The 13,336-nt window shown below is 61.9% G+C and carries 14 protein-coding genes; 10 read left to right on the plus strand and 4 right to left on the minus strand.

What is annotated here, in order from left to right; genetic code table 11:
- Nucleotides 1-4 precede the first annotated feature (4 nt).
- Nucleotides 5-1,258 (minus strand): PBSX family phage terminase large subunit, encoded by a 1,254-nt coding sequence (locus H6B51_RS09905; protein ID WP_204883527.1) that lies wholly within the window; start codon nucleotides 1,256-1,258, stop codon nucleotides 5-7.
- Entirely contained in the window at nucleotides 1,255-1,554 is a 300-nt protein-coding gene (locus tag H6B51_RS09910; RefSeq protein WP_204883528.1) for an XRE family transcriptional regulator, read from the minus strand. Before H6B51_RS09910 ends, H6B51_RS09905 begins: the two co-directional genes overlap by 4 nt.
- A gap of 242 nt (nucleotides 1,555-1,796) precedes the next feature.
- Between H6B51_RS09910 and rpsF the strand changes: the two genes are divergently transcribed.
- The 9 genes from rpsF (at nucleotide 1,797) to H6B51_RS09955 (ending at nucleotide 10,160) form a co-directional block, all read left to right on the plus strand.
- The gene (gene rpsF, locus H6B51_RS09915) at nucleotides 1,797-2,093 is read left to right on the plus strand and encodes a 30S ribosomal protein S6 (protein ID WP_204883529.1); all 297 of its coding nucleotides are present in this window, start codon (nucleotides 1,797-1,799) and stop codon (nucleotides 2,091-2,093) included.
- Nucleotides 2,094-2,108: 15 nt separating this feature from the next.
- Entirely contained in the window at nucleotides 2,109-2,594 is a 486-nt protein-coding gene (locus tag H6B51_RS09920) for a single-stranded DNA-binding protein (RefSeq protein WP_204883530.1), read from the plus strand.
- A 79-nt stretch (nucleotides 2,595-2,673) separates the two neighbouring features.
- Entirely contained in the window at nucleotides 2,674-2,913 is a 240-nt protein-coding gene (gene rpsR, locus H6B51_RS09925) for a 30S ribosomal protein S18 (RefSeq protein WP_007490771.1), read from the plus strand.
- 205 nt (nucleotides 2,914-3,118) lie between these two features.
- Nucleotides 3,119-4,123, plus strand: coding sequence for a methionine ABC transporter ATP-binding protein (locus H6B51_RS09930; protein ID WP_204883531.1), 1,005 nt, complete (start codon nucleotides 3,119-3,121; stop codon nucleotides 4,121-4,123).
- Nucleotides 4,116-4,871, plus strand: a complete 756-nt coding sequence (locus H6B51_RS09935) for a methionine ABC transporter permease (protein WP_204883532.1) — start codon at nucleotides 4,116-4,118, stop codon at nucleotides 4,869-4,871. The genes H6B51_RS09930 and H6B51_RS09935 overlap by 8 nt, the downstream gene beginning before the upstream one ends.
- A 432-nt stretch (nucleotides 4,872-5,303) precedes the next feature.
- A complete protein-coding gene (locus tag H6B51_RS09940; RefSeq protein ID WP_204883533.1) occupies nucleotides 5,304-6,215 on the plus strand; it encodes a MetQ/NlpA family ABC transporter substrate-binding protein in 912 nt (303 codons plus the stop codon).
- Between the two features lie 156 nt (nucleotides 6,216-6,371).
- Entirely contained in the window at nucleotides 6,372-7,289 is a 918-nt protein-coding gene (gene cysK / locus H6B51_RS09945) for a cysteine synthase A (RefSeq protein ID WP_204883534.1), read from the plus strand.
- 81 nt (nucleotides 7,290-7,370) lie between these two features.
- Nucleotides 7,371-7,955 carry a helix-turn-helix domain-containing protein gene (locus tag H6B51_RS09950; RefSeq protein ID WP_204883535.1) on the plus strand — a complete coding sequence of 195 codons (585 nt, stop codon included), beginning with the start codon at nucleotides 7,371-7,373 and terminating at the stop codon, nucleotides 7,953-7,955.
- A gap of 123 nt (nucleotides 7,956-8,078) precedes the next feature.
- The gene (locus tag H6B51_RS09955) at nucleotides 8,079-10,160 is read left to right on the plus strand and encodes a L,D-transpeptidase family protein (RefSeq protein WP_204883536.1); all 2,082 of its coding nucleotides are present in this window, start codon (nucleotides 8,079-8,081) and stop codon (nucleotides 10,158-10,160) included.
- Nucleotides 10,161-10,262: 102 nt separating this feature from the next.
- Here H6B51_RS09955 and H6B51_RS09960 read toward each other — a convergent pair whose 3' ends face one another.
- Nucleotides 10,263-11,567 (minus strand): DUF4179 domain-containing protein, encoded by a 1,305-nt coding sequence (locus H6B51_RS09960; protein WP_204883537.1) that lies wholly within the window; start codon nucleotides 11,565-11,567, stop codon nucleotides 10,263-10,265.
- Complete coding sequence (locus tag H6B51_RS09965) at nucleotides 11,564-12,034, minus strand: sigma-70 family RNA polymerase sigma factor (RefSeq protein ID WP_243421232.1); 471 nt, start codon at nucleotides 12,032-12,034, stop codon at nucleotides 11,564-11,566. The genes H6B51_RS09960 and H6B51_RS09965 overlap by 4 nt, the downstream gene beginning before the upstream one ends.
- Before the next feature lie 250 nt (nucleotides 12,035-12,284).
- On the opposite strand from H6B51_RS09965, the gene H6B51_RS09970 reads away from it, so the two are divergent.
- The gene (locus tag H6B51_RS09970; RefSeq protein WP_204883539.1) at nucleotides 12,285-13,217 is read left to right on the plus strand and encodes a carbohydrate kinase family protein; all 933 of its coding nucleotides are present in this window, start codon (nucleotides 12,285-12,287) and stop codon (nucleotides 13,215-13,217) included.
- Nucleotides 13,218-13,336: the final 119 nt, after the last annotated feature.

Consider the following 13,336-nt stretch of genomic DNA (forward strand, 5'->3'; position numbering starts at 1 on the left):
CGGCCTAAAACCGTCCCCGCTCCACCCACAGCCCGCCGAAATAATCCTGACTCCGCTCCGCCGCCACAGACGCGGCAAAATACCGGATATCATCCATGGCATGGTCGTGGACCTTTTTCACCTTGTCACCCACCGCCTTTTCGTCCCAGCAGTATAGGGAAAACTCCCGGATAGCGTCGGTACATCCGTCGCAGATCACCAGTTCCCCCCGCCGCAGCAGCTCGGCGGTAGTGCGGATCCCTGCCAGCACGTCGTTGTCCGCCTTTTCCACCCACCACCCCCTCCGCCGCAGCAGTTCGATGAAGCTGGCGGCGGAGGGATCCACCACCACCTGCCGGATGGACCTGCCTCCCGCCAGTACCTCCAGGTCGTCGGCGTACTCCCCGTCGGTTTTCTGCCGCTTTTCCGCCTTGGAGTCAAAGTAATACTCCTTTACCCGATACCACACCCCATCCCGCAGGCCCCACAGTCCGAAGGAGGCGGGGTTAACTGTGCCGTAGTCGCAGGAGATCCGCCACTGCTCCATCTCCCCCGCCGGCGCCGGTCTGATCCAGCTCTCGTCAAAGAAGTCGTACACCCTTCCTTCCGCCGCCACCCACTCCCCCAGCACGAACCGCCGGTAGAAGGTGCCGCTGAAATTCCGGGCGTACCGGCGGATGACTCTGGGAGAGAGGGCGGGATTGTCCTCCATGGTGAAGTGGAGGTAGAGGGCGCCCCGCTCCTCCTTTTTTTGGATCCACTCCTTGTAAAACCAATGCTCCGGTCCCTCCGGATTGCAGGAAAACCACATCCGGCTCCCCTCCACGGAGCACCGGGCACAGGCCTGCTCCACGAAGGAGCGGGGCATAAGGGCCACCTCGTCCAGCAGCACTCCCGCCAGGGTAACGCCCTGGATGAGGGCGGCGCTCCCCTCATCCTTGCCGCCAAAGAGGTAAAAGGTATTCTCCCCTCCACCGAACCGGACGGTGAGCAGGTTTTTGGACACCTTTTCCTCCCATTGAAACCCCAGTTCCCTCAGTACCGGCAGCAGAGTTCCCAACAGATTGCGCCGCAGGCCGGAGACTGTCTTGCCACACAAGCCGAAGGACTGTCCCCGAAAGGTGCGCATGGCCCAGCAGAAAAAGGACAGTCCCAGACACAGAGTCTTGCCGCTGCGGACGGCCCCGTCACAGATGATAGCCTCACATTGCCGGGTCCCCGGCGCGCACCACCAGGTGAGCACCTGCTTCTGCTTGGGGGAAAAGCAGCGAAACCTCATATTTCCTCCCGCTCCTCTGCCCGGCCTTCCCAGGCCTGAAAGAATTCCACCGCTCTCTGGTCCTCCTGCCCGGCGGACAGCTCGATGAGCAGCCTGAGTACCGCCGCCCGGTCCACCAGCCTGACCTCGGCGCCCCCCTTGTCGCTGCGCCGGAATTCGGTCAGGGGGGTCAGATCCAACTCGTCGATCCGCTCCAGTTCGCTTTCGCCCAGGAAGGCCAGCTTGACCGCGTCGTTGACCCTGCATCGGGCCAGCTTTTCCATCTGTCTTAACAGCCTTGTCCGTTCCTTGTCCAACAAACTCCCTCCTCACCCTTGGTGCGACAGGGGCAAAAGTTGCCTGTTTTCGTACACCGAAGGAAAAATTTTTTTGAAAAAATTTTTTATCCTCACTTCGTCCCAAATTTCCGGGTTGTTTTTCAATTTTCAGCTTGACATTTTCCAAAAATCTTATATAATAGTAGAGCTTGTTTGTGACAAGCCATCCTTGCTCCCACAAAAAGGTGGGGGCCATATGTCCATAAGGAGGTGCAAAGAAAATGGCAAAGCTCAGCGCGAATTACGAGGTGGTTTATATCCTGGATCCCAACCTGGGTGAGGAGGCCACCGCCGCCATGGTGTCCAAGTTCAAGACTCTGGTGGAGCAGAACGGCACCCTGGCTGAGGTTGACGAGTGGGGCAAGCGCCACCTGGCCTATCCCATCAACGACCTGACCGAGGGCTACTATGTGCTCATGACCTTTGAGTCCAAGCCCGAGTTCCCCCGTGAGCTGGATCGTATCCTGCGGATCACCGACGGCGTGATGCGTTCCCTCATCGTCTGCAAGGACGAGTAAGAGAGGAGAGGCGTCATGCTGAACCGTATCATTATCATGGGCCGTCTGGCCCGTGACCCCGAGCTCCGTCATACCCAGACCGGGACGGCCGTGGCCTCCTTCCGTGTGGCGGTGGACCGGGACTTCAAGGACAAGACCACCGGCGAGAAAGCGACCGACTGGATCGACGTGGTGGCCTGGCGGAACACAGCCGAATTTGTAAGCCGGTATTTGACCAAAGGCCGCCTTGTGGTGGTGGAGGGCCGGCTCCAGATCCGGGACTGGAACGACAAAGAGGGCAATAAGCGGACCACCGCCGAAGTGGTGGCCGACAATGTCTACTTCGCGGACTCCAAGCGAGACGCTGAGGGCGGCAGCAGCTACGGTGCCCCTTCCGGCGGCTACGGCGCGCCGGGCGGCTACGCGCCTCCTCCGGCCCCTGCTGACAGCGGCTATGCGGCCCCTGCCGGCGGCGACCAGTTCGCCGAGCTGACCGAGGACGACGGCGATCTGCCCTTCTGATAAAACACAACGCGGCACAGGCCGCGCGATAACACAACAAGCCGGACTACAGGCCCGGAACAAGGGAGGTTAACCAGTTATGGCTATGGATAGAGAGCGCCCCCGCGGCCGCAAGCGCCGCAAGGTCTGCACCTTCTGTGTGGACAAGGTGGAGCACATCGACTATAAGGACGCTGTGAAGCTGCGTCGGTTCCTGTCCGAGCGGAGCAAGATCCTGCCCCGCCGCACCACCGGCACCTGCGCCATGCATCAGCGCCAGCTCACTGAGGCCATCAAGCGCGCCCGTCAGATCGCGCTGCTGCCCTTTGTGACCGACTAATCAAACATCTGCCAGCCGGGCCTGTGGTCCGGCTGGTTTTTCTTTCCTCCGTTTGCCCATCCCGTAGGGGCCGACACCCTCACGGCCCGGCTCTCCGCAAAACGGCTTGACAGCAACGTCCGGTTGTCATACAATAAATTCTGCATGAAACCTGCTGTTTCCCCAGGAAACGGCCTTTTTAAATCAAGAAGAGGAGAACAGGCCTGTGATAGAACTCAAACAAGTGTCCAAGGTCTTTCCCACGGAGGACGGGGACTTTGAGGCCCTGTCAAATATTGACCTGACCATTAACGACGGGGACATCTTTGGCATCGTGGGGATGAGCGGCGCGGGCAAATCCACCCTGGTGCGGTGCATCAACCTGCTGGAGCGCCCCACCAGCGGCGCGGTATACATTGACGGTGAAAACCTGATGGACATGCCCCCCGCCCAGCTGCGCCAGCAGCGCCGGTCCATCAGCATGATCTTTCAGCAGTTCAACCTGCTCATGCAGCGCACCTGCCTGAAAAACATCTGCTTCCCCATGGAGATCGCCGGAGTGCCCAAGGCGGAGGCTAAAAAGCGGGCCCTGGAATATCTGGACATCGTGGGCCTGCCCGATAAGGCCAACGCCTACCCCGCCCAGCTCTCCGGCGGCCAGAAGCAGCGCATCGCCATTGCCCGGGCCCTGGCCTCCAATCCCAAGGTGCTGCTGTGTGACGAGGCCACCTCCGCCCTGGACCCCACCACCACCCGCTCCATCCTGAAGCTCATCAAGGATATCAATCAGCGGCTGGGCATCACGGTAGTGGTCATTACCCATGAGATGGCGGTAGTGGAGGAAATTTGTACCCATGTTGCCATTCTGGACCATGGTCATATGGTGGAGACCGGCACCGTGGAAGAGGTCTTTTCCAACCCCAAAACCGAGGCCGGCCGCAAGCTGGTGTTCCCCGAGGGGGCCAACATTGACCAGTTCCCGGTGGCCGGCGTGGTGCGGGTGGTGTTCAACGGAGGTTCCTCCTATGAGCCTCTCATTGCCTCACTGGCCATCGACTGCGGCGTGAAGGTGAACATTCTGGGAGCGGACACCCGGAACGTAAACGGCAAGGCCTTCGGCTCTATGCTGCTGGGCCTGCCCCAGGACAAGAACGAGGCCGTGAAGGCTATGAATTACCTGCGCGCTCAAAAGGATGTTACCGTGGAGGAGGTGCCCGATTACCATGGCTGATTTATTGCAGAATGAAGAGGTCCTCCGACTGCTGGAGCTGAGCAAGAACGGCCTGCTCTTTGCCATCTGGGAGACTCTGTATCTAACGGTGATCTCCACCTTTTTTTCCTATGTCATTGGCCTGCCCCTGGGCGTCATCACCGTGGTGGGCGAGCAGGGCGGCGTGCTCCCCCTGCCCCGGCCGGTGATGGCGGTACTCAATTTTGTCATCAACATTCTGCGCTCGGTTCCCTTCCTGATCCTGATGGTGATGGTCATTCCCCTGTCCCGTCTGATTCTGGGCACCTCCATCGGCACGGTGGCTACCATTGTACCCCTCATCGTGGCTGCCTTTCCCTTTGTGGCCCGGCTGGTGGAGGCCTCCCTCCGGGAGGTGGACAGCGGCGTGGTGGAGGCCGCCCTGTCCATGGGCTGCTCTCCCTTCCAGGTCATCACCAAGGTGATGCTCCCCGAGAGCCGACCCTCCCTGATCTCCGGCTTTACCACCGCCTTCATCACCATCCTCAGCTACGGCGCCATGGCTGGGGCCATCGGCGGCGGCGGTCTGGGCTCCATGGCCCTCAACCTGGGCTATCAGCGCCGAATGACCATCATCCTGTGGGTCTCCGTAGTGGTGCTGGTGATCCTGGTGCAGATCTTCCAGTCCATCGGTACCCGGGCCTCTGTGCGGCTGGACAAGCGCATCCGCGCCGTGGACCGGAAAAAGAAGCGGAAATCCAGCCGGACGGAAAAGGCCGGTTTCCAATAAGCAAAACACAGCGGGGACCTGCGGCGAGCCGTGGGTCCCCGCTCTTTTGTGCAAAATAACGGCTTGACGGAACCGGTAATGTGGCATATACTAATTGCAACCCAAATGGGAACTGAATAATGCCCTTCAAACGCGAGGAAGAGAAGAGTAGCCATTGAGATACGGCACAGAGAGCCCGGGCAGGTGGAAACGGGTACGGAAGGCTTTGGTGAACATGGTCTTGGAGCGGCGCACCGACTACCTCTGGTATAGGCTGCGACGGGAGCGCCCGTGAACGCGCAGGAGTATGACTGTACTCCATAAGGCCCCTGCCGTGAGGTATGGGTGAAGCAAGGTGGTACCACGAAGCGAAAGCTCTCGTCCTTGAACAATCTTCAAGGGCGTTTTTTTGTACCCAAATTTGGGTGAGATCACAAAAAGGAGAAATGAATCATGAAGAAGCTTGTCTCTCTGCTCCTGACCGGCGCGCTGACCTTCGGCCTGCTGGCCGGCTGCGGCGGCGGCACCGCCAACACCCCCGCCGGCAATTCCTCCACTCCCGCCGGCAACACCGAGACCACCCCTGTGGAGTCCTCTACCCCCGCCGGCTCCACCGAGACCACCCCTGTGGCTGAGGGCACTGTCCTCAAGGTGGGCGCCACCCCCGCTCCCCACGCCGAGATCCTGGAGGCCGTGAAGGACATTCTGGCCGAGCAGGGCATCACCCTGGAGATCGTAGAGTTCAACGACTACATCCAGCCCAACCTGGCTGTAGAAAATGAGGAGCTGGACGCCAACTACTTCCAGCACATCACCTACATGAACGAGTTCAACGTCAGCGACTCCACCCACCTGGTGAGCGCCGCCGAGATCCACTATGAGCCCTTCGGCCTGTACGCCGGCAAGACCGCCTCCATCGAGGAGCTGGCCGACGGCGCCCAGATCGCCGTGCCCAACGACACCACCAACGAGGCCCGTGCCCTGTTGCTGCTCCAGCAGGAGGGTCTCATCACCCTGAAGGAGGGCGCCGGCATCACTGCCACCAAGGCCGACATCGCCGAGAACCCCAAGAACCTGGACATCGTGGAGCTGGAGGCCAGCCAGATCCCCTCCCGTCTGGCCGACGTGGACCTGGCGGTCATCAACGGCAACTACGCCATTGACGCCGGCCTGAAGGTGGCCGACGCCCTGGCCGTGGAGTCCGCCGACGGCGAGGCCGCCCAGGCCTACGTCAACGTGCTCACCGTGAAGGAGGGCCACGAGAACGATCCCGCCATCCTGGCTCTGGTGGACGCGCTCAAGAGCGAAACCGCCAAGGCCTTTATGGAAGAGACTTACGAGGGTGCCGTCGTCCCCATGTTCTAACCCATGAAAAGGCCGCCGTTTGCGTGAAACGGCGGCCTTTTATCTTTTCTTTACTCCCATCCTGGCTGCTACGCCTCCCAAAATTCCTATTGAATTTGTGGGATTTCTGTGCTATGCTAGATCCATCCTGAAATCATTCCTCCTGGAGGTATCGCTATGAAGTACGCCCACACCATCTCCGAGCTGATCGGAAACACCCCTCTGCTCCGCCTGTCCCGCTTTGCCCCGGAGGCCAATCTTCTGGCCAAGCTTGAGAGCTTCAACCCTCTGTCCTCTGCCAAGGACCGGGCGGGGCTGTACATGATCCTGGACGCGGAGGAGCGTGGCCTGCTGAAGCCGGGTGCCGTCATTGTGGAGCCCACCAGCGGCAACACCGGGGTGGCCCTGGCCTACATCGGCCGGGTGCGGGGGTACAAGGTGATGCTCACCATGCCGGAGACCATGAGCCAGGAGCGGCGGAGCCTGCTGTCCGCCCTGGGGGCCGAGCTGGTGCTCACTGAGGGAGCCAAAGGCATGAGCGGCGCCATCGCCAAGGCAAAGGAGCTGCTGGACACCATTCCCGGCGCGTGGATGCCCGACCAGTTCAACAACCAGGCCAACGCCAGGGCCCACTATGAGACCACCGGCCCGGAGATCTGGCGGGACACCGACGGCAAGGTAGACGTACTGGTGGCCGGGGTGGGTTCCGGCGGCACCATCACCGGAGCGGGTCGCTATCTGAAAGAGCAAAACTCCACTGTGACCGTGGTTGCGGTGGAGCCTGCCGAGTCCCCTGTCCTCTCCGGCGGAAAAGCCGGTCCTCACAAGATCCAGGGCATCGGCGCCGGCTTTGTCCCCGGCACCCTGGATATGGGGGTGGTGGACCTGGTGCTCCCTGTCCCCGGTCTGGCCGCCATGGAAACTGCCAAAACTCTGGCCCGAACTGAGGGGGTGCTGGCCGGCATCTCTTCCGGGGCCGCTGCCTGGGCGGCCATGGAGCTGTCCAAGCGGCCGGAATTCAAGGACAAGACCATCGTGACCGTCCTCCCTGACACCGGGGAGCGTTATCTGTCCACCGGCGTCTTCCAGGACTGATCCCTCTACGCAGCGTAGGTTGCCCCCCGGGCCTGCGGCGGGTATACTCATAGCATCTCAGAAACGTACAGGAGGAAGGCTATGAATTCCTATGTTACCGGCGCCGCCATCAAGGGACTGCGGGAGGCCCGGGGGCTCACCCAGGCCCAGCTGGCCGGAAAGCTGGATGTGAGCGACAAAACCGTCTCCAAGTGGGAGACCGGCCGGGGGCTGCCGGACATTACCCTGATGGAACCCCTGTCGGCAGCCCTGGGGGTATCGGTGATGGAGCTTTTGTCGGGAGACACGGTGGTAAACCGCAACCGCTCAGCCAATCTGCTCCGCTCCAAGCTATACGTCTGCCCCATCTGTGGCAACATCATCCACACCATGGGGGAGACAGTGGTGAGCTGCTGTGGGGTGACTCTGCCCGCCCTGGAGGCGGAGGAGGTGGATGGAGCCCACCGGATCACGATGGAGCCGGTGGAGGACGAACAGTTTCTTGTGGTCCACCACCCCATGACCAAGGCCCACTTCATCTCCTTTCTGGCCTACGTCACCTCGGACCGGTTCCAGCAGGTGAAGCTGTACCCCGAGGGCAACGCCCAGTGTCGCTTTCGGTTTCAGGGCTGTGGCTGGCTCTATCTCTACTGTAACCGCCACGGTCTGATGCGCCAAAAAGTATAAGCGCCCAATGGGACCCGCCTTGTGCTCACAGGGCGGGCCCTCGCTTTGTCCCCCATTCTATTGCGTCTCGGATGAAACTTTGGTATAATACTCCAGTATGGAACTAGGAAAGGATGGTGCGGATTGAAACGAGTTTCTGCCCTGTTGCTGACGCTGCTTCTGTTGATTTCCATGATCCCCTGGGCGGGAGCCGCCGGTACGCAGTCTGACGCGATGGCCTTTGCCCAGAAATATCTGCTGGCTCAGAGCGAGCTCCACCCCACCACCCCCTCCACCCGGGGTGAGCTGGCGGCTATGATCGTCCGGCTGCTGGGACTTCAGCAGAAGGCCGATCTGAGCAAGTATACCGACGTGACTCCTTCCACCTTATATTACGAATCCCTGTCCAAGGCCATGTCCATCGGCCTGCTGGACAGTAGCGGGGGCAAGCTCAACCCAGGAGGCTACCTGACCCGGGAGCGGGCGGTCGTCTTGCTGGCCCGTTGCTTTGGTGTGCCCGACGGAGATCAGAGCCTGCTGAACAGCTATGCCGATAACACCAAGATCAGCGACTGGGCGGCGGGACCCATGGCGGGAATGGTGGCTGCTGGCTATGTGACGGCCACTAACAACCAGCTAAATCCCCAGTCCAATATCACCCAGCAGGAATTGGTTCAGCTGATCTACCGGCTGGCGGAAAATCTGGTCACCGACGGTGCCCTGCCCCAGAGCGGTTCCGCCGTGCTGCGCACCTGGAACTGTACTATCTCTGACCGGACCATCAACGGCAACCTGTATCTGTCCGGCGCCTTCAACCATGTGGAGCTGTCCAATGTTAAGATCACCGGTCAACTGGTGGTGTATACCGGCTCTGTGACACTGTCAGGCACCAGCACCGCCAATGAGATCGTCTGTGTGGGGCCCAATGTCCAGGTGAACCAGACCGGAACCATCCCCGTGCGGGTGAATGCCGGCAACGCCGTCCTTAGCGGCGGCGGTGACGTGGTGGCCTCCGGCGCGGTCACCCTCCAAAGCGGCAGCTTTAATCGGATAGATCTACTGGGCGCTACCGCTACGGTTGGCTCCGGGGTCCAGGTCCAGTATGCCCGTCTGCTGGAAACGGGCAGCCGTCTCACTGGTGGCGGCTCCGTGGGCCTGGCCGCGGTCTATGCAAGCGGCTGCTCCGTGGAAACTGCCACTACCCAGACCCAGCACTTCACTGAACCCGGCCTGGGCAATGCCAAGCTTACTGCCGTTACTCCAGCCAATGATGCCACCCCCACCTCTCCTTTGATCACCACCACCATCCAGCTGAATCAGCTGGGTATCACCGATGCCGCTGTCGGCACCACCTGGGAGCGGGAGGGCACCCTGTCCTGGTATGTGGATGGGGTGCTTGTGAAAGAGTACAGGCAGTTCCTGCTGTACGAGGGGGTCCAGGCCACCTTCCAGACCACCGCCAGCTATACCGGAACCCCCACCCCCTCCACCACCATCGAGGCCCGGGTGACCTGCGGCGGTCAGACCGTAAAGCTCTCCCAGACGGTGGACAAGCACATTGAAAAGATGTCCACCCCGGTGCGCACCATGGAGATCGAGGCCACCCTCCGCCGGACCACCACGCTGTACAGCAGCTACCGGCTCACCGGAGCCATCCGCACGGTGTCCGCCGGCACCAAGGTGACCTATCTGACCTACGCCACCGATCAGGCCCGGCAGATCAGGCTGTCCAATGGCCAGACCGGCTGGGTTGGCTGGAACGATTTGAATATCTCCACCAAGAACTATACCCGTTACACCGACTACACCCAGTCGGAAAAGGAAAACTACGTCAACATCAAAGGCTATAGCAGCACCAGCAAATATCTGGTATGGGTGAGCCGCCTGACCCAGAAGGTGAACATTTTTGAGGGCAGCCAGCGGCAGTGGAAGCTGATCCACGCTTTCACCTGTGCCACCGGCGCCAACACCACCCCCACCGTCCCCGGGGTATTCCGGTACCAGTACCGGATGAACAAGTGGGACTTTGACACCTACTATGTGAGCCGCCCCATGATTTTCAACGGAGGACACGCCTTCCACACCCGTACTTACCGCACCAACGGCACCCTGCTGGATCCCACCATCGGCCGGCCGGTGTCCCACGGTTGTATCCGCATGTACGATCAGGACGTAAATTGGATGTGGAACAATCTTCCCTTTGGTACCACCGTGGTGGTCTATTAAGCGCAGATGAGCTGCCGCGATTTGCGGCAGCTCATCTTTTTGTCTCCGGCAAACCTGTCTCCCTTTGCAGGGGCCGGACACCGGCCGGCCCAGCGGGATCTCCTACCCCAGCGGCACCTCCATGGGCGCTTTCAGCTCGATCACTGCCGTATAGCTCCACTCCAGCTCCACGGTGTCCCAGGGGTAATCCTCCAGCCGGTAGTCATGCTGGAAGGGGTGGTACACCCCATTCTCGTCGGTCCAGTCTCCGCTCATGCCGGAGCCATTGAACCGGTGGGCGCCCCCCTCCGGGTCATAGAAGGTCAGCTCCAGGGGGGACAGATCCTCCACCGACTCCACCAGGATCACCGTGCCGCCCTGCTCCTTCACCGCCACGCTGCCCACACAGTCAGGCAGGGTCCCGGTATAGCTGCCGTCGGTGAGGTTCAGGGTGAGCCGTTCCGCCTCCTTGTCCAGCCAGATGGCCCCGTCGATGTGGAGGGTCAGGTGTTCCAGGTCTTCCGCATAGTACAGGCTCTGGAGGTAGTAGGTGTAAAATCCCTTGGACTCCACCCGGCCGGTGGCCGTCAGGGTGTTGCCCTCCCGGCCGTATACCGTCCCGCCCCCGTCGGTGAGATAGCACTTCAGCCCTACCAGCCAGGCAGTGTTGTCCCCGTCGTCGTCCAGATAGAGGGTGGTCTTGGTGGGGGTGATTTCCAGCTTCTCCACCAGCAGCCGCTGGCCGTCCACCTCCACCCACCGGTCCACCGGGATGGTCACCGCCGGGGCGGTCTTGGCGGGGTCCAGCCCTACCAGGAAGGAAATTGTCCCCCGCTCCCGCCGTTCCCCACTGCCCGTGGAGGCCTCCACCAGGGTCAGCTCCATGCGGAGGGTGTCGGGCACCTCCAGTTCCTTGCAGTGGATCTCCAGCCGGTTCAGCTCCTCTCCCCCCGGGCCGCCGATCACCGAGTAGCCGGTCAGCTTCTCTCCCGCCTCATCCTTCAGGGTGCAGGCCAGGTAGCACTCCTCCTCCGCCCCCTCCAGCCGGTAAAAGACCACAATCTGCTGCTGGTCGGCGATGAGATATTCCAGGCTGACAGTGACCCCGTCCACCTGGGCGCTCTGGCCGATGTACTGCACATAGTCGTGCTCCACGGCGGCGGACAGGCTGGGGGAGAAGGCCACGGCGGCGGCCAGCTCCCGCAGCACGGGCACCTTGCCGCAGGCCAGGGCGAAGGTAGGCAGGGCGTTGACGGCGATGACAAAGCTGGCGCACATCCCCGCCAGGCTTGCCAGGGAGATCCCCCACCGCCGGCCCCGGCGGCTCCGCCTGGCCCGGGCTCTGGCCCGGTCCACAGTCCCGTCCAATTCCGGGGGCAGCTGGTTCAGCTGTCTCAGCAGTTCCCAATACTCCTGCTGTCGGTTCATGATACTCCCTCCTCTGTCAGATCCAGTTTCAGCAGCGCCAAAGCCTTCCGCTGCCGGGTGGACACGGTGCCCCTGGGCAGGCCCAACGTCTGGGCGGTCTCTTCCAGGGTGAACCCGGAAAAGTACCGCAGGATGATGACCTCCCGCAGCTCCTCCGGCAGGCGGCGGATGGCCTCCTTCAGGGGGAGGGCGTCAAAGTCCTCCCCGGCGGTCTCCGGCAGCCGCTCCACCGCCAACTCCCGGCTCCGGCGGCGCAGCTCGTCCCGGCACACGTTGATGAGGATACGCACCAGCCAGGTGTCAAAGAATTGGGGCTGCCGCAGCTTGTGATAGCTCAGATACCCCTTGTACACTGCCTCGTCCACTGCATCGATGGCGGCGGTCTGGCTGCCCAGGGTGAGCAGGGCCGCCCGGTAGAGCTTCCCTCTGGCCTTCTGGGCCCGCTCGGTAAATTCCAGTTCCGTCAAGCTCCATCCCCTCCTTTCACCCATTAGACGGCACACCGCCCCGCTTTGATTTCCGCCGCCCGATTTTTTCTGTGGCGGCCCGCAGTCCTCTTACTCTGGACCCTATTGTGGGAAATGTCAATTCCCCGCCGAAAAGTTTGTTCAAAACAGGAAGGGGAAAAGGAGTTGCCAACCCTGTGGGGCTGTGCTATAGTATGAATGAAATCGTTTTCACTAAAATTCAAATATATTTGGTCAGAGGTGGCTCAACATGACAGATATCACCGCGATCGGAGAAGTACTCATCGACCTGACCCAGACCGGGATCAATCCCCAGGGCGTTCCCCTGCTGGCCGCCAATCCCGGCGGCGCGCCCGCCAATGTGGCGGTGGCCGCCGCCCGGCTGGGGGCCTCCACCGCCTTCGTGGGCAAGGTAGGCCGGGACGGCTTTGGCGACTACCTGCGCCGGGTGCTGGAGGAGAACCGGGTAGACGTATCCGGCCTGCGCACCGGCAGCGATCCCACCACCCTGGCGGTGGTCACACTCACCCCTCAGGGGGAGCGTTCCTTCCGCTTTGTCCGGGGTGCCGACTGCGGCCTGACCCCTGAGGAGCTGGACCTGGGCCAGCTGACCCGGAGCAAGGTGCTTCATTTTGGCTCAGTGAGTCTCACCGGTGGCCCCGCCCGGGCGGCCACCATCTTTGCCGCCCGGCAGGCAAAGCAGGCCGGGGTGCTGGTGAGCTACGACCCCAACTACCGGGAGGCTCTGTGGTCCAGCCGGGAGGAGGCGGTGGAGTGGATGCGTACCCCCCTGCCCCTGGTGGACCTCATCAAGCTGTCTGACGAGGAGCTGGCACTCCTCACCGGCACCGACGACCCGGAGGAGGCCAGCCGCCGGCTGGCGGAGCGGGGGATCTCCCTGGTGCTCATCACCCTGGGAGATAAAGGCTCCTTCTACCGCTGGCAGGGCCAGACCGGCCTGGTGCCCGGGGTAGCCACCACCGTGGCCGACACCAACGGCGCCGGGGACACCTTCCTGGGATCTGTGCTCAGCCGCCTGGTGGCCCGGGAAAACCGTCCTCTGGAGGGGCTGACCGCCGCCGAGCTGGAGGAGATCCTGCGCTTTGCCAACCGTGCCGCCTCGGTGACCTGCTCCCGCAGCGGCGCCATTCCCGCCATGCCTACTCTGGCGGAGCTTCAGTAAGGAGGGTATCATGGAACAGAATCATCACAACAATATTCCCGCCCGCACCTGGCGTACCCGCCAGGCAGAGGAGACCGGCTGGCTCAAACGCCCCGCTGTGCCTCGTCCCGGGTCTGAAT

This window comes from Pseudoflavonifractor phocaeensis (assembly GCF_016901955.1).
In the GTDB taxonomy this organism is placed as follows: domain Bacteria; phylum Bacillota; class Clostridia; order Oscillospirales; family Oscillospiraceae; genus Flavonifractor; species Flavonifractor phocaeensis_A.

Bases quoted from the DNA above. Each gene is read 5' to 3' on its own strand.
- H6B51_RS09905 (WP_204883527.1), bottom strand. From the start codon at position 1,258: ATGAGGTTTCGCTGCTTTTCCCCCAAGCAGAAGCAGGTGCTCACCTGG.
- rpsF (WP_204883529.1), top strand. From the start codon at position 1,797: ATGGCAAAGCTCAGCGCGAATTACGAGGTGGTTTATATCCTGGATCCC.
- H6B51_RS09920 (WP_204883530.1), top strand. From the start codon at position 2,109: ATGCTGAACCGTATCATTATCATGGGCCGTCTGGCCCGTGACCCCGAG.
- rpsR (WP_007490771.1), top strand. From the start codon at position 2,674: ATGGCTATGGATAGAGAGCGCCCCCGCGGCCGCAAGCGCCGCAAGGTC.
- H6B51_RS09935 (WP_204883532.1), top strand. From the start codon at position 4,116: ATGGCTGATTTATTGCAGAATGAAGAGGTCCTCCGACTGCTGGAGCTG.
- H6B51_RS09940 (WP_204883533.1), top strand. From the start codon at position 5,304: ATGAAGAAGCTTGTCTCTCTGCTCCTGACCGGCGCGCTGACCTTCGGC.
- cysK (WP_204883534.1), top strand. From the start codon at position 6,372: ATGAAGTACGCCCACACCATCTCCGAGCTGATCGGAAACACCCCTCTG.
- H6B51_RS09950 (WP_204883535.1), top strand. From the start codon at position 7,371: ATGAATTCCTATGTTACCGGCGCCGCCATCAAGGGACTGCGGGAGGCC.
- H6B51_RS09960 (WP_204883537.1), bottom strand. From the start codon at position 11,567: ATGAACCGACAGCAGGAGTATTGGGAACTGCTGAGACAGCTGAACCAG.
- H6B51_RS09970 (WP_204883539.1), top strand. From the start codon at position 12,285: ATGACAGATATCACCGCGATCGGAGAAGTACTCATCGACCTGACCCAG.